At 64.8% G+C, this 22,958-nt stretch carries 24 protein-coding genes; 13 read left to right on the forward strand and 11 right to left on the reverse strand.

Annotation, left to right across the window (positions count from 1 at the left end):
• Positions 1–74: 74 nt before the first annotated feature.
• The 5 genes from L0M17_RS21150 to L0M17_RS21170 form a co-directional block, all read right to left on the reverse strand.
• The gene (locus tag L0M17_RS21150) at positions 75–1,142 is read right to left on the reverse strand and encodes a proline racemase family protein (RefSeq protein ID WP_241056611.1); all 1,068 of its coding nucleotides are present in this window, start codon (positions 1,140–1,142) and stop codon (positions 75–77) included.
• A gap of 61 nt (positions 1,143–1,203) precedes the next feature.
• Positions 1,204–2,571, reverse strand: a complete 1,368-nt coding sequence (locus L0M17_RS21155; RefSeq protein WP_241056612.1) for an aspartate aminotransferase family protein — start codon at positions 2,569–2,571, stop codon at positions 1,204–1,206.
• A gap of 29 nt (positions 2,572–2,600) precedes the next feature.
• Positions 2,601–3,659 carry a phosphotransferase gene (locus tag L0M17_RS21160; RefSeq protein ID WP_241056613.1) on the reverse strand — a complete coding sequence of 353 codons (1,059 nt, stop codon included), beginning with the start codon at positions 3,657–3,659 and terminating at the stop codon, positions 2,601–2,603.
• Positions 3,660–3,748: 89 nt separating this feature from the next.
• Entirely contained in the window at positions 3,749–4,348 is a 600-nt protein-coding gene (locus L0M17_RS21165) for a short chain dehydrogenase (RefSeq protein ID WP_241056614.1), read from the reverse strand.
• Entirely contained in the window at positions 4,345–5,853 is a 1,509-nt protein-coding gene (locus L0M17_RS21170; RefSeq protein ID WP_241056615.1) for a gamma-aminobutyraldehyde dehydrogenase, read from the reverse strand. Before L0M17_RS21170 ends, L0M17_RS21165 begins: the two co-directional genes overlap by 4 nt.
• 198 nt (positions 5,854–6,051) lie before the next feature.
• Here L0M17_RS21170 and L0M17_RS21175 point away from each other — a divergent pair, with 198 nt between their 5' ends.
• The 9 genes from L0M17_RS21175 (at position 6,052) to L0M17_RS21215 (ending at position 13,732) form a co-directional block, all read left to right on the forward strand.
• Complete coding sequence (locus L0M17_RS21175; RefSeq protein WP_241056616.1) at positions 6,052–6,678, forward strand: hypothetical protein; 627 nt, start codon at positions 6,052–6,054, stop codon at positions 6,676–6,678.
• Between the two features lie 65 nt (positions 6,679–6,743).
• The gene (locus tag L0M17_RS21180) at positions 6,744–6,920 is read left to right on the forward strand and encodes a hypothetical protein (protein ID WP_241056618.1); all 177 of its coding nucleotides are present in this window, start codon (positions 6,744–6,746) and stop codon (positions 6,918–6,920) included.
• Positions 6,921–7,171: 251 nt separating this feature from the next.
• A complete protein-coding gene (locus tag L0M17_RS21185; RefSeq protein ID WP_241056619.1) occupies positions 7,172–8,014 on the forward strand; it encodes an ABC transporter substrate-binding protein in 843 nt (280 codons plus the stop codon).
• Positions 8,015–8,036: 22 nt separating this feature from the next.
• Positions 8,037–8,813 carry an amino acid ABC transporter permease gene (locus tag L0M17_RS21190; protein ID WP_241056620.1) on the forward strand — a complete coding sequence of 259 codons (777 nt, stop codon included), beginning with the start codon at positions 8,037–8,039 and terminating at the stop codon, positions 8,811–8,813.
• Positions 8,814–8,815: 2 nt separating this feature from the next.
• Positions 8,816–9,619 carry an amino acid ABC transporter ATP-binding protein gene (locus L0M17_RS21195; protein WP_241056621.1) on the forward strand — a complete coding sequence of 268 codons (804 nt, stop codon included), beginning with the start codon at positions 8,816–8,818 and terminating at the stop codon, positions 9,617–9,619.
• Between the two features lie 57 nt (positions 9,620–9,676).
• Positions 9,677–10,588, forward strand: coding sequence for a dihydrodipicolinate synthase family protein (locus L0M17_RS21200; RefSeq protein WP_241056622.1), 912 nt, complete (start codon positions 9,677–9,679; stop codon positions 10,586–10,588).
• A 14-nt stretch (positions 10,589–10,602) separates the two neighbouring features.
• A complete protein-coding gene (locus L0M17_RS21205) occupies positions 10,603–11,334 on the forward strand; it encodes a GntR family transcriptional regulator (protein WP_241056623.1) in 732 nt (243 codons plus the stop codon).
• Between the two features lie 347 nt (positions 11,335–11,681).
• On the forward strand, positions 11,682–11,975 hold the full coding sequence (locus L0M17_RS21210) for a hypothetical protein (protein WP_241056624.1): 294 nt from the start codon (positions 11,682–11,684) through the stop codon (positions 11,973–11,975).
• Positions 11,972–13,732 carry a dihydroxy-acid dehydratase gene (locus L0M17_RS21215; protein ID WP_241056625.1) on the forward strand — a complete coding sequence of 587 codons (1,761 nt, stop codon included), beginning with the start codon at positions 11,972–11,974 and terminating at the stop codon, positions 13,730–13,732. The genes L0M17_RS21210 and L0M17_RS21215 overlap by 4 nt, the downstream gene beginning before the upstream one ends.
• Positions 13,733–13,872: 140 nt before the next feature.
• On the opposite strand, the gene L0M17_RS22480 is transcribed toward L0M17_RS21215, so the two are convergent.
• From L0M17_RS22480 to L0M17_RS21245, 6 genes are all read right to left on the reverse strand, one after another.
• Entirely contained in the window at positions 13,873–14,421 is a 549-nt protein-coding gene (locus L0M17_RS22480; RefSeq protein ID WP_255733250.1) for a Y-family DNA polymerase, read from the reverse strand.
• Between the two features lie 4 nt (positions 14,422–14,425).
• Positions 14,426–14,845 carry a LexA family protein gene (locus L0M17_RS21225; RefSeq protein WP_241056626.1) on the reverse strand — a complete coding sequence of 140 codons (420 nt, stop codon included), beginning with the start codon at positions 14,843–14,845 and terminating at the stop codon, positions 14,426–14,428.
• Between the two features lie 343 nt (positions 14,846–15,188).
• Complete coding sequence (locus L0M17_RS21230; protein WP_241056627.1) at positions 15,189–15,602, reverse strand: ParB family protein; 414 nt, start codon at positions 15,600–15,602, stop codon at positions 15,189–15,191.
• Positions 15,599–16,516 carry a ParA family protein gene (locus L0M17_RS21235; RefSeq protein WP_241056628.1) on the reverse strand — a complete coding sequence of 306 codons (918 nt, stop codon included), beginning with the start codon at positions 16,514–16,516 and terminating at the stop codon, positions 15,599–15,601. The genes L0M17_RS21230 and L0M17_RS21235 overlap by 4 nt, the downstream gene beginning before the upstream one ends.
• Before the next feature lie 1,217 nt (positions 16,517–17,733).
• Complete coding sequence (locus L0M17_RS21240; protein WP_241056630.1) at positions 17,734–19,380, reverse strand: hypothetical protein; 1,647 nt, start codon at positions 19,378–19,380, stop codon at positions 17,734–17,736.
• Positions 19,381–19,731: 351 nt separating this feature from the next.
• Entirely contained in the window at positions 19,732–19,938 is a 207-nt protein-coding gene (locus L0M17_RS21245; protein WP_241056631.1) for a hypothetical protein, read from the reverse strand.
• A gap of 374 nt (positions 19,939–20,312) precedes the next feature.
• Between L0M17_RS21245 and L0M17_RS21250 the strand changes: the two genes are divergently transcribed.
• From L0M17_RS21250 to L0M17_RS21265, 4 genes are all read left to right on the forward strand, one after another.
• Positions 20,313–20,885, forward strand: a complete 573-nt coding sequence (locus L0M17_RS21250; RefSeq protein ID WP_241056632.1) for a hypothetical protein — start codon at positions 20,313–20,315, stop codon at positions 20,883–20,885.
• A gap of 83 nt (positions 20,886–20,968) precedes the next feature.
• Positions 20,969–21,877 (forward strand): hypothetical protein, encoded by a 909-nt coding sequence (locus L0M17_RS21255; RefSeq protein ID WP_241056633.1) that lies wholly within the window; start codon positions 20,969–20,971, stop codon positions 21,875–21,877.
• Positions 21,861–22,445, forward strand: coding sequence for a phosphatase PAP2 family protein (locus L0M17_RS21260; protein WP_241056634.1), 585 nt, complete (start codon positions 21,861–21,863; stop codon positions 22,443–22,445). The genes L0M17_RS21255 and L0M17_RS21260 overlap by 17 nt, the downstream gene beginning before the upstream one ends.
• 34 nt (positions 22,446–22,479) lie before the next feature.
• A complete protein-coding gene (locus L0M17_RS21265) occupies positions 22,480–22,902 on the forward strand; it encodes a helix-turn-helix domain-containing protein (protein WP_241056635.1) in 423 nt (140 codons plus the stop codon).
• Positions 22,903–22,958 lie beyond the last annotated feature (56 nt).

A 22,958-nucleotide genomic window follows, 5' to 3' on the forward strand; every position in this document is an offset into this window, starting at 1 on the left:
GCTTGCGGGCTGGGGTATCGGGGCAGCGCGCGGAACGCCTGAGGTTGCGGCGTTCCGCGCGCTCTTGACGGTTGCTACTCTGCTGCCGTCCTGACCGGTTCCAGATTGTCGATTTGACGCAGCCATGTGTCGGCCAGCGTGAAGCCTCGCGGGAACGGGTCGCTGGGGTCCATTCCCATCTGGTAGATGCCGGTGATCCACGCCTGTCCAGCAACTGCCGGGATCACGGCCGGATAATCGCCGACGTGGGTGGTGTCGACGATGGAACTCTCGAAGGTTGTGCCGATGATGGATTCGTGGATGAAGGTCTCTCCGGGCTCGATCAGTCCCTTGGCGTGCAGCTGCGCGAGGCGGGCCGATGTGCCTGTCCCGCACGGTGATCGGTCGACGCGGCCAGGTGATACGACCACGGTGTTGCGGGCCCGCAGGGAGTCGCCCTCGCGCCTGAGGGGGCCTGTGAACTCGATCTGGGTGATCCCTGGGATGTCGGGGTTCTCCGGGTGCACGACGTCGATCTGTTCGGCGGCGGCCCGTTTGATGGTCTGGCCCACCTCGCAGAGGATGCGTGCCTCTGAGGGCTCCAAGGCGTAGCCGAGCTGCTCTGCCTCGACCATGACGTAGGTCATCCCGCCGTAGACGATGTCGACGGTGAGGTTGCCGATGCCCGGGACGTTGACCTCTTTGCCGAGGTGGTAGCAGAAGGCCGGCTGGTTGACGAAGCGGACGCGTTCGACTTTGCCGTCCTTGCACTCGCAGGTCACCGCGATGAGTCCGGCGGGCGACTCGAGGACGAGTTCCGTGGTGGGCTCGGACATGGGAAGGATCCCTGTTTCCAGGAGGACGGTGGCCACGCACATGGTGTTCGAACCCGACATGGCGGGGTATTCCATGGACTCGAGGATGATGTAGCCCATCTGCGCGGCGGGGTTGTTCGATGCGACGATGACATTCGCGTTGTGGTGGGCAGCCCCTCTCGGTTCGAACAGGATCATGCGGCGCAGGTCGTCCTGGCGGTTCTGGAGGTACAGCCTCTTGTCGAAGACCGTCTCGCCGGGGATATGGGGGACCCCGCCGACGACGACTCGGCCGGATTCTCCTTCGGCATGGCAGTCGACTACGGTGATCGTCTTGTTCCAGCGCATCGCATACTCCTTGTCGAGGTGTGTGGCTCTCGTTTGAGGTGCAGGGCTCGTGGTTCGGGATCTAACGGGTGGCGACGAGGGCCAGGAGGTCCTCGCGGAGTGTCTGCTCGAGGCAGCTCAGCAGCCAGTCGACGTCCTGCTCGGAGAAGACCAGGGGCGGACGGATCTTGAGCACGTTGGCGTTCGGGCCGGTTGCCGAGATGAGCACGCGCCGCTTGCGCATGCCGTTGACGATTGCGGCGGCCGTCTGGGCGTCGGGGGCCTTCGTTTCGGGGTCTGTGACGCATTCTGCGGCGATGTACAGGCCGGATCCGCGGACGTCGCCCAGTTGCTCGTACTCGGCTGCGAGGTCGTTCAGGCCTGCTTGGATGAGCGCGCCGACGCGCTGGGAGTTGGCCTGCAGTTCCTCGCCGAGGATGACGTCGAGGGTCGCCTGCGCGGCCGCCATGGCCACGGTGTTCCCTCCAAAAGTGTTGAAGTAGCGCTGGTCGTAGCCGAACTCCGCGACAACCTCCGGTCGGGCTGCCACGCCCGCGACGGGGTATCCATTCCCCATCGGCTTGCCCATGGTCATCAGGTCGGGCTGCACATGGTGGCGGGCATGGCCCCACATGTGGGAGCCGGTGCGGGCGAAGCCGCATTGGACCTCGTCGGCGATGAACAGCCCGCCAGCCTCATGCACGAGGTCGGCGACGGGCTTGAGGAAGTCGGTCGGGTCGGCGAAGATCCCGTCGGATGCGAAGATCGAGTCGACGATGAAGGCGGCCAGGCCGTTGCCGCGGCGCTGGAGGTCCTCGATCTGGGAGCGCACCTGCTGGAGCATCATCGGCGCGATGTCATCGGCCCGGATCCTGTACGAGTCGGGGGCGGGGATCTGGCGGACCCAGGTGCCGAGCGGTGAGCGGTCTCCGAGCGAGGGGGAGAAGCCTGCTGTCAGGTCCGAGTTGCCGTGGTAGGCCTCGGAGGTGACGATGACTCCTTCATGGCCGGTGTGGTACTTCGCGATGCGCACCGCGAGGTCGTTGGCCTCCGAGCCGGTGCAGGTGAACATCAGCTGCGCCTCGGGCATGGTCTCGCGCAGGGTCCCGAGGAGGTCGTTGGCGTACCCCAGGATGCCTTCGTGGAGGTAGCGGGTGTGGGTGCAGAGCTGGCGCATCTGCCTCTCCACGGCTCCGATCACCTCGGGTCGGCCATGGCCGACGGACACGACGTTGTTGTAGGCGTCGAGGAACTCGGTGCCGTCGCCGTCCCAGAGGCGGGTTCCCAGCCCCCGCACGATGTGGACGGGTTCCTGGTAGAAGAGGCGGTAGGAGGGGGCGAGGACGTGGTGTCGGTCTTCTACCATCTGGCGCTCTCGTTCCGAGAGCTCGGAAGGTGCGTCGGGGTTGAACGCGTTGACCATCTTGCCCCGCGGCTTGACGGTGGTCATATCGATTGCTTCCTTTCCCATTTCTGCGGTCAGTTCTGCAGCAGTGCGGCGGACAGGGCTTCTTCGGGCTGGCGCAGGAACCATCGCAGCTGCGCCCATCCCTGCTCTGTGTTGCGGAGGATGTATTCCGCATTGTGCGGCGAGGCGGCGGCGCCGTTCAGTGTGATCAGCGCCCGGGACACGACGCGGCCGAGGACGAGGAACGGGATGATCCGCAGCTCTTCCTCGGTCAGGTCGGCTTCCCGCAGATAGCCGCGAAGCAGGTCCTTTCCTTCGGCGAGAAGGTCTAGGTCGTCCGTCTCCGGGAATTCCCGTGGGAGCTGGTTCAGGAGCGCGGTGGCGACGTCGACGGCGATGGAGGTGCGCACCGAATCTCCGAAGTCGATGATGGCCCGGACGAATCGCGGGTCGGAGTGGTCGACGATGATGTTGGACTTGCTGAAGTCGTTGTGGAGCACTTGGGACCGAAGCCCGTCGAGGAGCGGGGCGATGCGCATGAAGCGTTCGAGGCCGAGCTCGAGCAGGCGGCGTTGGCCGGGGTCGGCAACAATCTCCAGAAGCGGGGCCAGACGGGGCAGGTTCTTCACGTCCCAGACGTAGACGCGGTCGTCGAATGGATGCTCGAAGCTGGCTGTCGCGTGCCGCATTCGCGCGAGTGCCTCTCCGACGCGCTCGCGCTCCGTGGGGCTCGATCCGGTCGAGTCCAGGGGTATGCCCTCGATGAATGTCATCATCCGGGCCCGCCTGCTCTGGCCTGCGGAGTCGATGAGCGGGACGAGGACCATGCCTTCGGAGGAAACGAGGAGCTCGGGTACTTCCACGGCTCGCTGGGATTCCCAGACATGGCGGTGGAGTTCGACCTCGAAGTCGAGCTCGCCGAGGAGTTCGGTGGGGTTGGAAACCTTCAGCACGTAGCGGGTCCCCTCGGCTGTGGTCAGGACGAAGGTGTCGTCCTTCTCCGTCGCCAGTCGGGTCGCTGCCCCTTCCACGGACCACAGTTCCGCGGCGAGGCGGGCTGCTTCGGGCTCTGACATGCGCTGGTACGTTCCCTGGAAGCCGCCGGCCTCGAGCAAGAATTGGTCGTTCACTGATGTGCCTTCTCACGATTCCGGTGGCGTCGCGCGGGCCGAGGCTTGCGCCCCGCGCGACGCCACACTGGGGTCATTTCGATTGGTGCTCAGAAGAGCTGGTAGACCTGTCCGGTCTCGGCGCCTTCGATGGACCTGACGTAGGCATTGGCGACCCGTCGGGCTGGAACCGGCTCCACCCCGGGGAACATGTGTCCGGCCTTCTCCCAGGATTCGCTGAGGACGGTCGGGCTCACGACGTTGATCCGGGCGGGTGCGATTTCGAGGGCGGCCGCCCGGGCGAACGCTTCGACCGCGCCGTTGGCGGCGGCTGCGGCCGAGCTGGTCACGACGGGGTGGGTTCCGAGCACGCCTGAGATCAGCGTGAAGGACCCTCCCCGGGCCAGGACACCGAGGCCTTCGAGCACGAGCCGGATCTGGCCCATGGATTTGCTCTCGAAGCTCGCGCGGTACTGGTCCCCGGTCAGTTCGGTGACGCGGCCGTAGGCGGCGTGCCCCGCCGCGCAGGCGATGGCCTCGACTGGACCGGTGTTCTGGATCAGCCGGGCGATGCTCTCCGGGTCGCTGATCTCGACGGGCCGCTCGGTGCTGCTGCGGCTGGCGCCGAGGACCTCATGCCCCCTTTCGGTGAGAGCCTGTTGGACGGCGGATCCGATGGTTCCGGTGCTGCCGACCAGGAGGATTCTCACTGCCGCCCCTTCGGAGCCACGATGACGTCGTTCCATGCGCGGTGCGACCCGCGGACGGTGGAGGACATGACGTGTTTGATCTGGGTGTACTCCTCGAAGGAATAGGTGGACATGTCCTTGCCGAAGCCAGAGAGCTTGTAGCCGCCGTGGGGCATCTCGCTGATGATGCTGACGTGGTCGTTGATCCACACGCAGCCAGCCTGGATGAGGTCGGCGGCGGTCTGGGCGCGGTGGATGTCCGAGGTCCATGCCGAGGCCGAGAGGCCGTAGGGCGTGTCGTTCGCCAGCTCCAGGCCCTCCTCGTCATCGTCGAACGGGAGCACGGTCAGCACGGGGCCGAAGACTTCGCTCTGGACGATTTCGGACTTCTGGTCCGCGTTGGTGATCAGCGTCGGCTGGTAGTACGAGCCGGCAGAGAGCTCGCCGTCGCCGATGGCTCCGCCGACGACGATCTTCGCCCCGTCGCGGCGGGCCCGCTCGACGAAGCCCTGCACGCGTTCGCGGTGGCGCATCGAGATGAGCGGCCCGAGATCGGTCGCCGGGTCGCTCGTGGGGCCGAGCTTCGCCTCGCGCATGTGCTCCGCCACTGCCTCGACGAAGGCGTCGTAGAGCGGGCGTTGGACGTAGGCGCGTGTGGCGGCGGTGCAGTCCTGGCCGGTGTTCACCAGTGAGGCGGCCATTGCCCCCCGGGCTGCGGCGGCGAGGTCTGCGTCGTCGAAGACGACGAAGGGCGCCTTGCCGCCGAGTTCGAGGTGGACGCGCTTGACGTCCGATGCGGCGCGGGCGGCGACCCGGCGGCCAACCGCCGTCGAGCCTGTGAACGAGACCATGGCGACGTCCTTGTGGCCGACCAGGGCGTCTCCTACGTGTTCACCCGTGCCGGTCACGACGTTGATGACACCGTCCGGGATGCCGGCGCGCTGGGCCGCTTCGGCCAGCATGAGGGTGGTGCCGGGGGTGAGCTCGGAGGGCTTGAGCACGATGGTGTTGCCCGCCGCGATTGCGGGGAGCACCTTCCACATGGCGACTTGGAGCGGGTAGTTCCAGGGGGCGATGGAGCCGATGACTCCGAGGGGTTCGCGCCGGATGCTCGAGATGTGCTCGCCGGAGTAGTTGCCTGCGGCCTTGCCCTCGAGGTTGCGGGCGAGGCCAGCGTAGTACTTGACGTTGTCGATCGAGCCGGGGATGTCGAACTCGGTGGCCAGGCGCACCGGCTTGCCTGCCTCGGCACTCTCCGTGGCGATGAGTTCGTCCGAGATCGTCTCGAGCTCGCCGGCCAGAGCCCACAGGGCGGCCGAGCGTTCGGCGGGAGTGGCGCGAGACCATCCGGTGAAGGCCGCCTTCGCCGAGTCCACCGCCTCGTCGACCTCGGCCGGTGAGGCGTTGTCGTCCTCGGCGAGCACTCGGCCGTTGGAGGGGTCGATCACCGTGAGGGGATCCTGCGATGATCCGCGGCGACGCTTGCCGCCGATGAATTGAAGTCCGTTGATGGTGCCCTCAGACATCCATGGCCTCCCTAGAGATGTGCCCCGTCAGGCCGGGGATTGGGATGGGTTTCGTCTCGATCCGCTGGCCGTCTGTCGAAAGTGGTTGACGTCACAGCGTGTACCGAAATAATCTGTCAATCGCCCACGGATTGTCAATCAATCTACAATCCCGACCACAGTCTAGGTGCAAGGCACCTCCCCGATGGGACAACCAACATGACAAAGTCAGGAAGAATCACTCTCGGCGTGATCGGGGCGAGCCCTGCCCCGCGCAGATCGCTGCCATCGCCGGCTCGCCCGGGTGGGCCGAGAGCGTCGCCGAAGCGTTCGACGGCGGGGCGAGCGCTGTCGTCGTCAGCTCGCCTGCCACGCACGACGGCGCCGGATCCGCCGTGGGCAAGGCCGCGCCGCGCGTCGTGCTCGCGTGGGACTTCGCGGCCAATCCAGGCATCCTCGCCGCCGCAGTGCACCGACGACGACGGCGCTCCCCTGCGCGAGCTGGCCCGTCTCGCCGAGGCGGTCCTCGAGGTTCCCTCCGGCACAGACCTCACGGCCGCGGTCCTCGACGTGCTCGTCACCGATGCCGCCCCCGCCAGCCTGCGGCTGCGGATCCTGACCGACGACGGCGGGCTCACCGCCGTCGTGCCATGCCCGGATACGGCCGCACCGGCCGAAGTCCGATTCGTCGGGCCGGACGGCGAACGCCTCCTCCCGACGCCCTGGGAAACCGCCCGCCGCGCAAGCTGGCGGCGGGCCGTGGCGATCGCCGCCGGGGAGGCCCTCTCAGGCGACCTCGCCGGGCTCCACCGGGTCACCCCGCTTGCCGCAGCCGCTCTCGGCTGAGGCAAAGTCTTTCCCTGCCATCCCATCCAACCCCCACACCCACCCTCAACGATGAAGGACACGCCATGACCTCTTCGCGCCCCGCGCTCTCACGTCAAGGTGATCCGCTGGGCCTGCGCGGGACCGCGTGGGAGCAGGAGTCCGTCTTCGCGCAGCGAGAGCAGCACTGCCTGGCCGAGCCGAGGTCGGCGAAACGGCGGAAGACCGTCGCGATCGCCTCCACGACGGGGATCCTGCGATGATCTGCGGCCGCGCTTGCCGCCGATGGAAGTCCGTTGTTGGTGCCCTCAGACATCCATGGCCTCCCTAGAGATGTCCCCCGTCAGGGCGGGGATGGGATGGGTTTCGTCTCGATCCGCTGCCGTCTTCCGAAAGTGGTTGACGTCACAGCGTGTACCGGAATAATCTGTAAATCACCCACGGATTGTCAATCAATCTACAATCCGGACCACAGTCTAGGTGCTTGGCACCTCCGTCCGATTGGACAACCAACATGACAAAGTCAGGAAGAATCACTCTCGCCGTGATCGGGGTCCTCCTGATCGCGCTGGTTGCGGGATACCTGGGCAGCATGCTGCGAGGAGGCAGCGCTGCCGCCACCGCAGACCAGGGATCTTGGATCAAGAAGGTCCAGAGCCAGGGCGAGCTCAGGGTCGGGGTCGCCATCTCGGCGCCGATGACCGTCCAGGACTCAAACGGCAACCTCGGCGGCCCGAACCTGATCCCACTTGAAGACCTGGCCAAGCAGCTGGGGGTCAAGCTGACTCCGGTTGCGGCCTCGTGGGGCAACATCGTGGCCGGCCTGCAGGCAGGACGATACGACGTTGCCGCCAACCTCAACTCCACCCTCGAGCGGGCCAAGGCGATCCAGTTCACCAACTCGGTCTACGAGTACCCGGCCGTCTACGTCGTCAAGGCTGACTCCCCGTGGACCTCGTCGCAGCAGCTGATCGACTCGAAGCAGCAGGTCGTCAGCGCATCCGGCTCCGCCGAGGACGCCGCGATCAAGGCCACCGGCACCCCGGTCCTGGAAGTGGGCGACTGGACCAACGCATTCCAGGCGCTCGACGCCCATCGTGTCGCTGCCGAGTTCACCGACTCCGGCACGGCGCAGGCGCAGGTCGCGTCCCACCCGGACTACAAGATCATCCTCCCGAGCCCTTCGATCTACGAGGGCGGTGCGGCGTACGGCATGCCAGACAGCACCGACCCCCGCTCCATGCAGCTCGTCAACCTCGCGATCTACAACGCCCAGATCAACGGCGAGCTGACGCGCGCTTACCAGAAGGTCGACTACCGGCCCGGCAACGACCTCGGCGACTACCTCAAGAAGTAGCCGAACAAGAAGGGTCATTCCTGTGAACGGATACAACTTCGACTGGTCCTTGATCTGGCACTCCATGCCAGCGCTCCTCCAAGGACTGGTGACAACACTCGAGCTCGCGGTCGTCGTGATCGTCTGCGCGATGATCCTCGCCGTCCCGCTCGCGCTGGCCCGCATGGCCAAGGTCGAGCCACTGCGGTGGGCTGCGCAGGGATACATCGAGATCTTCCGCGGCACGCCCATGCTGGTCCAGCTGTTCTGGATCTTCTACGCCATGCCCGCCCTGACCGGCCTCGCCCTCCCCGGCTTCGTGTCCGCAGCGATCGCACTCACCGCGAACCTCACGGCCTTCATGGCAGAGGCCTACCGGAGCGGCTTCCAGGCGGTCCCGGCCGAGCAGATCGAGGCAGCCCAGATGCTGCGCCTCTCCAAACTCCAGCAGCTGAGGCACATCATCCTTCCCCAGGCCCTGCGCCAGCAGATCCCGGTGATCCTGTCCCTGAACATCTCGATGTTCAAGGACACCGCCCTGGTCTCCACCATCGCGGTCTCCGACCTGACCTTCCAGGCGAACTCGATCGCCACCCAGTCCTACCGGGCCCTGGAGCTCTTCACCGCCACGGCCGTGATCTACTTCGCCATCGCCTTCCCGGTGTCGCTGCTGACCAGCCACCTCGAGCGCCGGGGCATGGAGGGCCCCAAGGGCAAGGCCGCAGACCTGAAGCGCAGGACGCTCCTGCCCTCCCTGCCCCTGCCCGCGGCCAAGAAGGACCTTGTCCAATCCGACGGTTCGACCATTCGAGAGGTGTGACGATGACCGTGACCAAGGAAGAACAAGAAGTCGAGTGCCAGGCCCAGATCGCCGGCCAAAACCATCTCCTCTCGGCCCGGGGGCTGTGCAAGACCTTCCGCGATGAGGCAGTGCTGGACGATGTCGATTTTGACATCGACGCCGGCGAGGTCGTCGTCATCATCGGCCGCAGCGGTTCCGGCAAGTCCACTCTGCTCAGGGCCGTGGCCGGCCTCACCGAGCCCGAAGCCGGGGACGTGTGCCTGAACGGACGGCTGGTCCGCCGCAACGGCGAGAGGACCCCGGAGTGGGAGCAGGGAGCGTCCCAGGTGGGGATGATCTTCCAGAGCTACACCCTCTGGCCCCACATGGACGTGATGTCGAACCTGACACTCGCGCCCCGCAAGGTGCTGAACATGGGCAGGGCCGAGGCCAGAGAGCGGGCCATCACCGCCCTGGGCGAGGTCGGCATGGGCTCCTACTGCGACGCGCAGGTGTCGCAGCTCTCCGGCGGCCAGCGCCAGCGGGTCGCCATCGCCCGCGCACTCATGATGCGCCCGAAGCTCCTGCTGTGCGACGAGATCACCTCAGCCCTCGACCCGCCCGTCGCCGCCGAGGTGCTCGGCGTCCTGACTCGCCTGAAAGACGAGGAGGGCCTCGCGATCGCCCTGGTAACCCATGACATGGCCTTCGCCGCCAAGGCCGCGGACCGCGTCATGTTCTTCTCCCACGGCAAGGTCAAGGTCAACGCCACCCCCAAGGAGGCCTTCGAACAGTGCGAGGTCGAAGAGCTGAGGCAGTTCGTCGACGCCGTGCGCTTCGGCTGAAGCCCGAAACGGCCAGATTTCCATCCCGCTGAAAGTAAAAAGGAAAGAAAAAAGCACATGTCAAATGAACTCAAGGGCCTCATGGTCGCACTCATCACGCCGTTCACCGAGGACGGGACCCAGATCGACGCGGAGGCGTTCACCGACCTCATCAACCGGCAGATCGAGGCCGGCGTGCACGGGCTCGTTGTCAACGGCAGCACTGGCGAATTCGCCTCGATGTCCGTGGAGGAGCGAAAGGAGGCCGTGGAGATCTCAGTCAGGGCCGCCGCAGGCCGCGTCCCCGTCGTCGCCGGAACCAGCGGACTCACGACCAAGGAAGCCATCGAGCTCACCGAGCACGCCGCACGCGCAGGAGCCGACGCCGTGATCGTGGTCCCGCCCTTCTACGACGCACCGAACCTCGACGAGCTCAAGGACTTCCTCACCGCAGTCTGGGAGGCCGGTCAGCTCCCGATCATGTACTACAACCTCCCCGGCGTCTCCGGGGTCCAGCTCTCCCCCAGCGAACTGGCCAGCCTCGGCAACATCCCCGGGGTCAAGTACATCAAGGACACCTCCGGGGACGGCCCGGGCCTCACCGAGCTGCTCGTGAAGTACTCCGACGCCATCACCACGTTCAACGGCTGGGACACCCTGACCTTCTTCGGGCTAGCCAGCGGAGCCAAGGGCGCCGTATGGGGCGCGGTCAACATCTTCCCGGACCTCGCGGTCGAACTATGGGAGACGCTGGCCGTCAAGCAGGACCTGGCGGCGGGCCGGGCACTGTGGGCTAAGATCTGGCCCATCTGCGAATATCTCGACCACTTCAACTACGCCGCATCGGTCAAGGCGGGAGCAAGGCTGACCGGCGCCAAGACAGGTCCCGTCCGGGCGCCCTTCCACGATCTCACCGAGGCCGAATCCGAGACACTCGCAGGGCTCCTGCGCGACGCGGGAGTCGCCCTCGCGGTTCCGTCCGCCCTCTAGAAAGGCTGGGAAAGATGACTGGCGCCGATCGGGGCCGTACCAATGGCTCGCGGGGGTCGAACGGCACAGGGCTCAAGCTGCCCGCGGTGCAATCGACGACCCGGCGCAATGAGACCACGGAACTCCTCAGACGCGCGTTCCTGAGGGGAGAGCTCGTGCCGGGACAGCGCCTCAAGGAGATCGAACTGTGCGCTGCCCTGAACATCACTCGCCCCACCCTGCGCGAGGCGATGGGACAGCTCATCCACGAGGGCATCCTCGTGCAGGTTCCCTACAAGGGCGTGAGCGTGGCCGAACTCAGTCCAGAGGAGATCCTCGACGTCGCCGAGATCCGGTTCGCACTGGAGTCCCAGGCGGCCCTTCGCATAGCGAAGCAGGAAGACGGGCACGGACTGGCGGCGCTTCGCCAGGCCCTGAACGACCACATCGAGGCCCTGGACGCCGGCGACGAGGTGGAGGCCGACCTCGCCCATCTCGAGCTCCACCGCGTCATGTACGAGGCATCGGACAGCCCCCTGCTCACGCGCATCTGGCCGCTGATCGCAGCGCGCATCCAGATGGCGATCATGACGGACTACGCGGCCCGGCATGATCCTGCCCGGGACAAGGAACTGCACACCCGCCTGGTGTCAGTCATCGAAAACGGCGACGAAACCGAGATCGTAGACGAGATACGGCGGCACGTCATCGAGAGTGCCGAGGAGATCGTCTACGTAATCGGCTCGCGGATAGCGCGCACACCCTAGCCCGCCCATCGCGGTTCGTTGTTGGACGCCTGACGAGCCTTGGCGATCCCGAAGCTCCACGATCCCGCCGGGGAGAACCGGCCCCTCCTTCCTGGGACAAACACAGGAAGGAGGGGCTTCCGAGGCGATCGCAAGGCTTCCAGAGGGATGAGCGCACCGAGGGCCGAAGTGCCGGCGGGAGCCGTCAACCCGACAGGCGCGACGGCTCCCGCCGGGCTTCCCCTTCTCGCCGGCGATCCGGCGGACCACGACGTCCTGACCGGAGCAAGGCCGTTGCAGCCCGCCGCGAAGTCGCGGCGCCGCTCAAGGCGAATGCCTTTTCCATCATTCTTGTAAGGAGACTCACTATGTCCCACGGCACAGCCAGGGTCTACTCGTGTGAAGAACTCAGGTGTGGGGATGAGATCCAAGCCCAGTTCGGAGGCGTCGTCCGGTTCCACGGACACGTCATCGAGCTCCACCGGCCGATGGAGCTCCTGTGGGCCGTCGACGCAATCGGCGAGCGGCGCATCATCGAGATCAAGAAGTACACCGTGTACCGCCTGAACGAGGTCGATGACTCACGCCAATACATCCGCGGCACGCAAGAAACGGCGCCGGCACCTGAACTCGCCAATGGAATTGGGATGATGCCGCTGTGAAGGAGAATTCGATCGCGCAGGAAGCCAAAGGCGCCTGCGGTGAATGCGGCCTCCGCAGCCGAGTGTGGTTCGCGGGCGAGGGGACTGCCGGCTTCAACCATCGGGCGAACCTCAAGGCCGGCGGCCATCTGGGCGAGATGTTCGACGGGCGCCCCGTCATCGGCATCGCAAACTCCGCATCCGATCTGGTTCCTTGCAACTCCGGGCTCACCGAATTGGCCGAGTGGGCGGTGCGGGGGGTCCTGGAGTCCGGCGGATTCCCCCTCGTCTTCCCCACGATGTCAATCGGAGACTCGATCATGCGGCCGAGCGGCATGATGTACCGCAACCTCATGAGCATGGAGCTCGAGGAACTCGCCCGCAGCAACCCCATCGATGGGCTGGTCCTGCTGACCGGATGCGACAACACCGCGCCCGCCTACGTCATGGGAGCGGCGAGCACCGGCCTGCCGACCATGATGATCCATGCCGGACCCATGCTCAGCGGCAACTGGCGCGCCCAAGTGCTCGCCTCGGGCACCGATGTCTACCGCCTGAACGACCAAGCACGGATGGGCGATCTCGACGCCTCGGACCTCGACCAGGCCGAATACGGGATTTCACGGAGCGTCGGCACCTGCAACACCATGGGTACCGCCTGCACAATGGGCGCAGTGCTCGAGGCGATGGGGCTATCGCTGATGGGGACCGCGAATATCCCTGCAGTCGATGCCCGCAAGAAGGCCGCCGCCCAACGCACGGGACGACGGATCGTCGAGCTGGTCCGAGACCGGATCGGCATCGCCGACATCCTCACGCCCGCCGCCTTCTACAACGGAGCCCGGACGAACGCCGCCATGGGCGGGGGGACGAATACAACCGCCCACCTCGTCGCGATCGCCGGCAGGCTCGGGGTGCCGTTCACCATCGACGATATGGAAAAGCACAGCCGAGACGTGCCGCTGCTGGCGAACGTCAAGCCGTCAGGCGAGTACCTCATGGAGGACTTCTACAACGCGGGCGGGCAGGCCGCGCTCATGAAGGCGATGGGAGAACTCCTCGACACAAGCGCTCCCACTGTGTCCGGCCGGACGATCGGAGAAGAGATCGCGTCGGCACGTATCTGGGACCCCAACATCATCGCAACACCCGACCGGCCATTCAGTACCGCGCCGGCACTGGCAGTGCTGCGCGGCAACCTCGCGCCCCGAGGCGCGATCATCAAAGCGACGGCAGCGGATCCGCGCCTGCTCGACCATCGCGGCAAGGCGGTAGTCTTCGAATCGATCGAAGATCTTGATGCCCGGTTGGACAGCGATGAACTCGAAGTCGACGCAGACTCGGTCCTCGTGCTGCGCGGCATCGGCCCGAGGTCTTACCCAGGGGCACCAGAGCTTGGCAACATCAAGATCCCGCGCAAGCTGCTCGAGCAAGGCGTCACCGACATCATCCGCATCTCGGACGGGAGAATGAGCGGCACTGCCTTCGGCACGGTCGTGCTCCAGATAACTCCAGAAGCAGCAGTGGGTGGACCACTGTCCTTGATCCGCAACGGAGACATCATCCATCTCGATGTCGCAAACCGAAGGCTCGACGTGGAGTTGACCGATGACGAGCTCGAACTGCGGCGGCGCGAATGGAGCCCAGCGGAGGACACGACGTCGCGAGGTTTTCGCCGGCTCTACATAGACCACGTACTCCAAGCCGACGAGGGCTTCGACTTCGACTTTCTCCGCGGCTCGTCAGGCGCGCCTCCCATGCTGCGCCGCCCCTATTGAACCGGGTTGGGCTTTAATTAGTGCGCGGCACGGGGCAATGCTGGCCGCGCTCCGGGCGACGGGGCAACAGAGCCAAGAGGACGAGGCAACAGAGCCAAGAGCTTGCCCGTCCAAACGCCCGCTCGGGGCGATGAGCTCGGCTACGACCTGCGGCACGAAGCTGACGCTCTGGCGGATCTCGAAACGGGCGTGCGGGGGCGACCCAGCTTGGATCTAGGGTCGACCTCAGAGATCAGAGGGCAGCAACAGCGACATCTCGGAGGCACTCTGAGAGTGCCTCCAGGCATTTCAATGGCCGCCATCCTTGACCTCCTCGGGACTGCTCCCGAAGTCTGCTGCCTCAACTTGGCCGTCAGGGTGCAACAACACGTTTCAGGCAACTGAAAGTAGACCTCCAACCAGGGCCCGAAACGGGCGATGACCTCCATGACCCGTCGGCTCAGGTCCCCGCAGAGCTCGTAGTTGCTGCTCTTGGCGATCAGCCCGATGGTCGGCGCCAGGGGCGCGAGTTTGAACCACGGCTCCCCCACTTCCACCCCGAGGGCCTTGGCCTCCTTCGATGCCGTGACGACGCATCCGTCGTTGTTCGAGAGGACAACAAGGGGCTGGCCTTCCAGGGAGGGGTCGAAGACCCGCTCGAACGACGCGTACGCCGAGTTGACGTCCACGTGGGCGACGAGTTCGTGCATCGGCTCAGCCGGCACGACGGCCATCCCGGAGGTGATGGATCCCGTAGGTTGCGACCCCCCAGACTCGGAAATCAGCCAGTTCGGCGATGTGGATGTCGGGGTACTTTTGGTTCTCGGCGTGCAGGACCACGCCCTGCGCGGTGAGCCAGAGTCGTTTGACGGTCAGCTCGCCGTCGAGCACCGCGACGATGACGTCCCCGTGCCGGGGCTCCAGCGACCTGTCGACGAGGAGTTCGTCACCGTCGCTGATCCCCGCTCCCTCCATCGAGTCCCCCACGACCCGGACGATGAAGGTTGCCGCCTTGTCCTTCACGAGCTGCTCGGTCAGGTCGATCGGGCCCTCGTAGTAATCCTGGGCCGGGCTCGGGAATCCGGCTGGCACGGCCTGCGGTGCGAGCGGCAGATGCAGCGGCTGCGCGTCCACGCGGAGCGGGGTTCAACACCAAGGCCACTGGCGGCAACCCCTAATCCGAATGTCTGTTTGATAGCTTTTCTCACAACTCATATATGTGTTCCCAATTCTAGGGCGGGTGGTTGACAAAAGCTCTGTTCTGTCTGCCCTCTACGGCTGATCCGAAGAAGCGAGCCTCACCACACGAGGCCCGAGCGCGGCGCTCTGTCTCGTCGTCGAAGGTCAGATCGCTCGGATAACTGGAGGCGACGCGACATGCAAGGGGCCCAGCCCCTTAGTCAGGCTGGGCCCCACACACATGATGCTCTTGAGTCACTCTTCTATGAAGGCATTACTGTCATTGACCGCTTTGCCGTCAGTCGACAATCTTCCGGCCGGCCTTGAGGCGTCGAGAGCTCCCCTCGTACTTCTCGCCTGCGTTGTGGAGCCGCTCGCGGCGGGTCACCTCATTTAGGACCGCAAGTTCGATGAACTCGGACCAAGAGTCATCGCCTTCGATCCCGGCTGTGGCCCGATACGCAGCCCGAGCCCGGTCCCTGAACTCCGCGTCCATGTAGAAGGTGACTTGAGCACGTCGGCTCTTGGGTGCTGAGCCCTCCTCGCGCACTTCATCGACCTCGCGCCCGGCGACGGACCGACGGTCATCCTCGATTTCAGGGGCAGCGGCCGGCGGATCGGGGACGATTGTGGGGCGATTGCTGCGCAGCAGGTTCCTCACCTTGCTGGGGTCCCTCGGCGGGAGGCTGAGGGCAGGCCGATTCTCGCTCATGCGCTAACCTTCCGCGTTTCGGCAGTGGACAAACGTGCGACGAGTTCCTGCGCGACTCGGTGAAGATCTTCGGCCACTCCCCCGGCCGAACGCGGTCCGGCAATTGCCGAGGCAGCCCCCCGCACTACCTCGTACCACTTGGGACCGTCCTTGACGGACTTTTCGAGCTCGTGGGCGAGCAGACCGCGCTCGCGCATCGCCGTAGCAGTCGCCTCAGCAAAACGGACACTGGAATCAAAGAGCACTTCTCCGGTCCCGAATGCCTCGGCGATCTTCTCGCGTGCGTCACGACGCACAGCAGTCGCCCCCGTTGTAGTGGCGGTCAGGACCACACCCAGAAGGTCTAGCTCGGGGTTGATGTCTGTAACTGTGTCCAGACGCTCTGCGACGCTGACCAAGCCCTCGCGGCTGGCTTTGTCCGTGTGGGTGGGCACGACCGCCCAAGCAGCTGCGCCAAGGGCGGCAATCTGAAGGGATTCGTTGCCAGGCGGACAGTCGATGAGGATCATCTCAAAATCTGCCGCAATCGAAGACAGGCCTCTCGCAAGCGACAGCTTGGCGCCGCTCGGATCCTTCTGTCCCTGAGCAAACAGTCCTGCTGCAGCCTTGTCCAGATGCGCCCCACCTGGAACAACGAAGAGGTTCTCCCGCTGGGTCTCTAACGGCTCGATGGGCGAGCCAAACATCAAAGCGGCAGCGAGGGCCCTTCCCTGGTCGTCGATGGGAGTCCTTGCGTAGCCAAGGTCGATTCCGAGGTTGCCTTGAGGATCCATGTCCACAACCAGCACCCGGTATCCGCTGGCAGCCAGGAGGCCTCCCACATTCGAGGTAAGAGTCGTCTTCAAGACTCCACCCTTGCCGTTGATCAGCGCGATCGTCCTGTCCAGAGCGGCGCGGTCGATAGCATGTTCCATGCAAAGCCTTCTTTACTGTCAAAGCAACCATTGAGGCTGTCGCTGTCATTGCCGTCTTTGACCCCAAGCCTAGCCAAGGATGGCGTTGAGGTTCGGACATCCTTGCCCGTGTCGCGGTCAATGCCTCCATTAGCAGCATCACCAGCAAAGACAGTGATCAGCCAAGCGCCTTACTGCATTCAATGACAGTAAAGCCAGCAAAGCTAGCTCGAACCCCGCGGAACCACACGCGACGTCTCGTCTACTGTCAAAGCCCTCATTGAGACTGACGCCAGCATTACCGTCATTGCCACCGATGCCCTCAATCAAAGCCAACCAAGGACGGGGGCCAAGACACCGCACGCCCGATGTTGCAGTCATTGCTCCGATTAGCAGCATCACCGGCAATGACAGTAAAGCCAGCAAACCTAGCTCGAACCCGCGGAACCACACGCGACGTCTCGTCTACTGTCAAAGCCCTCATTGAGACCGACGCCAGCATTACCGTCATTGCCACCGATGCGCTCAATCAAAGCCAAACAGCGCCACGGCCGGGGGGCCCACCGGTCTTGCAGTCATTGCTCCGATTAGCAGCATCACCGGCAATGACAGTAAAGCCAGCAAACCTAGCTCGAACCCGCGGAACCACACGCGACGTCTCGTCTACTGTCAAAGCCCTCATTGAGACCGACGCCAGCATTACCGTCATTGCCACCGATGCCCTCAATCAAAGCCAAACAGCGCCACGGCCGGGGGCGCCACCGGTCTTGCAGTCATTGCTCCCTTTACGGGCATCACCCGCAATGACAGTAACCACCGCAGGGCAGGACTACCCTCAATGACAGCATTTACTGCACCGATGAGGAAAGGGAGGGAGTCAGCCGCGGTCTCCCGTGCCCGGCTGTCCATCTCACCGATCATGTCGTTCGACAGCTCTGTGCACAGTCAAGACAGCGTGAGCTAGGGCCAGGTCAGGAACGCTTCCTGCCCAACGTTCCAGCCACAGATTCATGTCGACACGACCGCCGGTTGCAGTAGGGGAGTCGAGGTCGGCCATCTACGCAAGCAATGACAGTAATGCCCGGGAAACCGTCAATTTCCGAAGTGCAAGCTGTCTTCAGGCACTGTGAACCCGCTGCGCGATGAACAAGCCAAGAGGTCACGAGACGATGCTCAAGTCCTCCATTCCTGAGCTGGTGGTCTCGCTGCGTCGTCATGCTTGCATCCGCTTGTCTTCGTCACGCGGCTACGTGCCAAAGAGCCGTGGAAACGGCATCATCTGGGGGGACCCAGTGCTCGTCGGTCTCGGGGTCGTAGAGGTCGGCCTCGGCAAGCTGCCCAGAGGGGTTGTGGCGGTCGAGCCAGGCGTGCCAGACCGCGCGTTGGAGCCGGTGGAGGGTGATCTGGGCGGCGACGTCGGCGTCGGCGCCGAGTCGGTGGGCGAGCTGGGCCAGGCTGGTGGTGGCTGTGACGTGCCAACGGCCCTCCTGGTCGCGGTAGATCATCTGGTAGCCGGCCATCTCGGCCAGGGCGATCTCGGCGGTGGTACGGGCGATGCGGGCGTCGCGGACGATCTCGGCGGTGATGGGGGAGTGGCGGGAGCGTTCGATGGCCTCGTAGGCCAGGGCTGCGGCGGGCCCGAGGGCACGGAAGACGGGTCTGATGGCGTGGATCTTGCCCTGGCGCCAGGTCAGGTCCCGGGCAGTCTGGCTGTGCTGCTCCGGGAGTTCGACCAGATAGACGTCGGCGTTGCGGTGGCGGGCGTCGGCGATCTTGGTGACCATGCCGTCGGAGAGCTCGGAGAGCCGGCGCAGGAGCCTCGCCACCGTGCCGTGGTGCTGACCCAAGGCCAGAGCAAAGGTCCGGCAGCCAACGTCCAGGACATTGGTCTCCATCGTCCGCATGTACGCCAGCACTCCACGAAGCAGGAACCTCAGCCCAATTCCCTCCCTGCCCAGGGATTGGAACCTTGCATCGAGCACCGCGTAGAGGACGTTCTCCAAATCGTTGACCAGCTGGTGGATCGACGGGGCCGAAGCTTTTGCCCCCCCGGTGGGTTCAGTGTGGCTTGTGTCGCTTTTACGGGTACCTCTCTTCCCTGCGCTGTTGGCGGTGAATTCGATCGCCTTGGCCCATTCGCGCTCCAGGAGCCGCTCGAGCTGGGAGCGGGACTGATACAGAGCCGCCAGGCCTGGGAACTGGCCCGTGAGCTCGCCGCAGACCTGGGGAAGGGTCCATCCGCACGCGGCGAGGTGGTTCAGGACCGCCATTCGGGCCTCTGAGGCCGACCGGTAGCGTGCCGTGTCGTACAGACCCGTTTCGGCGATCGCCCGCAGCGGGGATTGCCACCCGCCACTTGGGTGCGCCACGGCGGCAGGGAGTGCGCCGTGGGCCTGAGGCTGGCGGCGCGCGACGTCGCCCCGGGCACGTCGGGCGGCCTCCTGGCGGTTGCGGCGCAGCTCCGGGGCCAGTGCCCGGCGCAGCCGCTCGATCGCGTCAGGGGCGTTGCGGCGACGCAGCACCTCGTACGCCACCGACAGCGGTGTCACCAGTTCCTGGTGGCCTCCGCGCTTGTGGACCGAGCCCGGAACGCGGATGCACCCAGTGGAGGAGTTGCGGTGCGGGCTCGCGTCCAGGCTCGGGGCCAGCCGGGCCAGCGCCTCAACCAGCTCCCGGGCCGCGGCACCGTCCATTCGCTCCGCCAGAGGCACGTACAGGTGCCGGCCCCCACTGGGGGAGACGTCCTCCACCCAGCGCAGCCCGCAGGACGCCAGCAGCGCCCCCAGCCGCTCGGTGTCGCCGTCAACGACCTGCTGGGCTGCGCTTGAGGTGTCCAAGTCCAGGCACAGGGTCGCCACTGACCCGTCCGCTCCGTGAACGAGCACCGCCGCCGGCGCCTTCGGTAGGCTTCCTGAAATCCCGATAGGTGAGCCTGGGTACCCGAACTTCCCACGGGTCCAGCGCCCCGAACGATATGCCGGCTGACCGGCGATCAACGGTGCCAACAACCAGGCCTGTGCGTGTGTGTGGGGCTCGACACGCCGCTTGGGCGTTGCGGGGGTAGGTGACAACAGGGCAGCGTCGGCTACCATAAGAGGGCAGACTCCTTCCCGGGAGGTATGCAAAAGGGACCCACCCGAGAGGGAGGGTTTCGGATCCATCACCGGTCGCCGGCCAAAGCAAAGCGGTGATGGGAGACTTATACGAGGGCCCGCCGAGAGGCGGGCCCTCAGTCTTTAAGAGGCCCGCGCGATAGGCAGCGCCTCCTGGTGACGCTCCAACGCATCGATGTCAATTGACTTAAGGTGCTCGTGGAGGAGGCGTGCGACGATGTCAGATCGTGTCTCTGCAGTCAGTTCAACGACCTTCTGCAGCTTGTCGGCATCGGCTCGAGGGATCTTTGCTGTGACGACGTGACGATCGCCCTTGTATGGACGTGCCATGGCTTCCTCCTCCTGGTGGTTGCTGAGACCCAGCTAATCCCAATCGGATTGCGTTAAGTGGGACGCGTCGTCGGCGTGTCGCAACGATGTCTTCCCCAGCCAAGAGCCAAGCCCCGTGGCCGGAATCCTTTGCTGTTCCTTCGAATCCCCCTTGAGAAAGGCCCCAAGGCCGCTTGTCGGAGTCAGGTGGTCAACCACACTGCGTTCGTAAGGGCTGCGTCCGATCAGTGTTCGGTGTGAAGCTCTTTGCAATCCTTCGGCATAGTCCTTGTCTCGCTGGGCCATGTCGCCACCCCTCATGTTTGACCATCTTCACTAGAAGACGATTTAACTGAATCAGTGTTTCAGTACGACCCTATCCCAGGATGCGCCGCATGTCCTCACGTCCGTCCGGGGAGGACGAAGACGGGAGACCGGACGACCACTGGTACAGTGATCCACTGCTGCATGGGAGGTTAGCTATGACCGCTCCGGTCCAAGAGCTCCGGCCGGAGTCTCCGGCAGAGATCGTCGCTGCCCTTGATCTTGGATCCGGCTCAAGCCTTCAGGAGATCGCTGAGCGGGTCGCTCAAATCTACGGCAAACCGCTGATCTTCGAGGGCCTCGAAGAGAAGGGTTGGGGCAGCCTCACCGCGCTCTGGGTGGACCAGCCCGATCAGGGCTTGATCTTCTACCGTAAACGGGATCCGCACGTGTACCGGGCGCACTGCATCTTCCACGAGTTCGGCCATATCCTGCTAGGTCATTACTGGTGCAATGCTGGTCAGCAGACGGGGATGAATCTGTGGGGCCGGGATCGCGTGTATGCTCGCACCCTGGAAGTCCTGGGCAACGCTGCCAGGACGAATAAGGTCGAGCAGGCGGCAGAGGACATCGCATTCCTCTTGGGCCGAATCCTCCATAGGCCCGACTCAGAGGCGGCCCGGTTCAGTGCGGTGTTCGGATGATCGAGCTTGCGCGAACGGCCTTCCCGGTCCTTTTGGGCCTTGTTCTGCTTCTCCGGGTCGGAGCTCTGATCCAGGATCGGCGGATGCCCAGTCCTGCTCTCGTCTCAGCCCTGCTCGGCTTCGTGGCACTGTTCACTGTTGGATTCGCAATCCCAGAGAGTGTGGTGGACTCATGGCTAGGCGGAACGAACCTGCTCCACCTGATCCGAAACCTACTCTTCCTCGTCTCGATGTGGTTCCTGCGCCGGGCGATCTGCCTCGTCTTGAGCCGTCCGAGTACGAGGCGCAATCCCATCCCACTCCTGGTGCAGATGCTCGTCATGGCGGTGTTTTTCGCCGCGTCCCCGCGCGGGCCGACAACTGGCCTGTTCATCCCGGAATACGTGCACGAACCGGGCATCTGGGCCTACGCCAACGTCTACATGGCCGGGGTCCTCTGGCTGGCGGTCGACATCATCCGGCTCGCCCGGACCTCGGCCCCACGGCCCCTGGGTTGGTTCTGGTGGTTCTCCGCTGGCGGCATCTTGATCTCGATGGCCTCGCTCGTCGAACTCGTATACATGTCCGTCGTGCCTCGGTTCGGGCGTGAGTCCGCTGTCGCCCAGAGTCTCTATCCGCTGTTCTCGCCGCTTCTTTACTCGGGCATCGCCGCCATTGTTGTCGGGCTATGCATCCCTCCGGTGACGACTCTAGTCCGACGGGCAGAGCTGCCCCTTCGGCTGGTGAATGCGCGGGCAAAGGCGATCTGTACCCCTCGGACGTCTTGCCGGCGGTCAGCCGCCACGGCTTTTGTATCGGGCCTCCTGGCCGCCGATCCCAGAGGAGAGGTGTACGACACCATGATTCAGCTCAGGGACGGCACAATGGCTTCCGTTGTTTCCCTGACCGCAGCCCAGCTCGCCTTGCTGGTGGACCTGGAGCAGCGCTTCCCGTATGACCAGATGGCAATCGCGATACCCAAGGAGGTCAGGCCTGATGAAGCACACCCGTAGTCTGGCCCGTTTCTGCACCGAGGTCTTCCAACCGCCCGCGGTAGTCAGCTTCCTGCTGATCGTCGCCGGCATTCACAGCTCGACGGGGTGGCTGGGGATTCTGTCAGGTGCCATTGCAGCGCTTTTCATGTGCCTGATGCCCTGGCTCGCCGTGGTCCTGCTGGCAAGGAGAGGCCGCCTGAGCGATCACCACGTAGGGGACAAACGTCAACGCCTTCCTGTTCTGCTGGCCACCCTCGGTTCCACGATCCTGGGGGTCGTGATCCTCGCGGCGCTTGGTGCTCCGGCTCTGGTCTTCGCGGTCCTGCTGTCATTTGTCGCCGGGATGGTCTTCATGATGGCCGTAAGTCCGTTCTGGAAGGTTTCCGGCCATGCGACCGCGTTGAGCGGAGCCGTCGCAGTGCTCATCCTCATGTTCGGGCCTGGCCTGTTCTGGCTGCTGGCCCTCCCGCCCCTGATCGGATGGTCGAGAGTGCACCTCGGCGACCACAGTGTCAACCAGGTGTTCGCAGGAACAATCGCGGGGCCCTTGGTTATCGGGTCGATTCTGGGACTGCTGACAATATGATCGAGGGAAAAGACTCACGCCGGGGGGAGGTCGTTTGAGCAGCCAACCCCTGACTGACCGGGAAGTGCTGGCATCGAAGCTGAAGCTTCTGACCGACCTCGAAGAGCAGCGAAGCGGCGGTGCCCTGCTGTTCCCCAAAATCGAGAAGGCAATGGCCGAGCGGGGCGTCCGTCTCACACGCGTCCGCTGGTACCGGCTCCGGGCGGGCTCGGCGGACAACAAATGGGACCCTCAGCTCCTCGAGGCACTGGCCGACTTTTTCGGCGTACCGGCGAGCTACCTGCTCGAGCGGGAGTCCCAGCTTCCCCCGGACCTCCAAGCCAAGGTGGAACTGATGTTGGCGATGAAGGCCGCCGAAGTCCAAGGCATTGCTGCCCGCATCGTCGGAGAGGTCTCTCCCGAGGCCCTCAATGAGCTTGCCAGACTCTTGGACAAGCACCGCAAGCCCGGCTCCTGATCCCTCATCCCCGAAGCACCTCATACAGCGTGTGACACATCTGTAAACCTCCGCTA

The organism is Sinomonas terrae, assembly GCF_022539255.1.
GTDB classification, from domain to species: Bacteria; Actinomycetota; Actinomycetes; order Actinomycetales; family Micrococcaceae; genus Sinomonas; species Sinomonas terrae.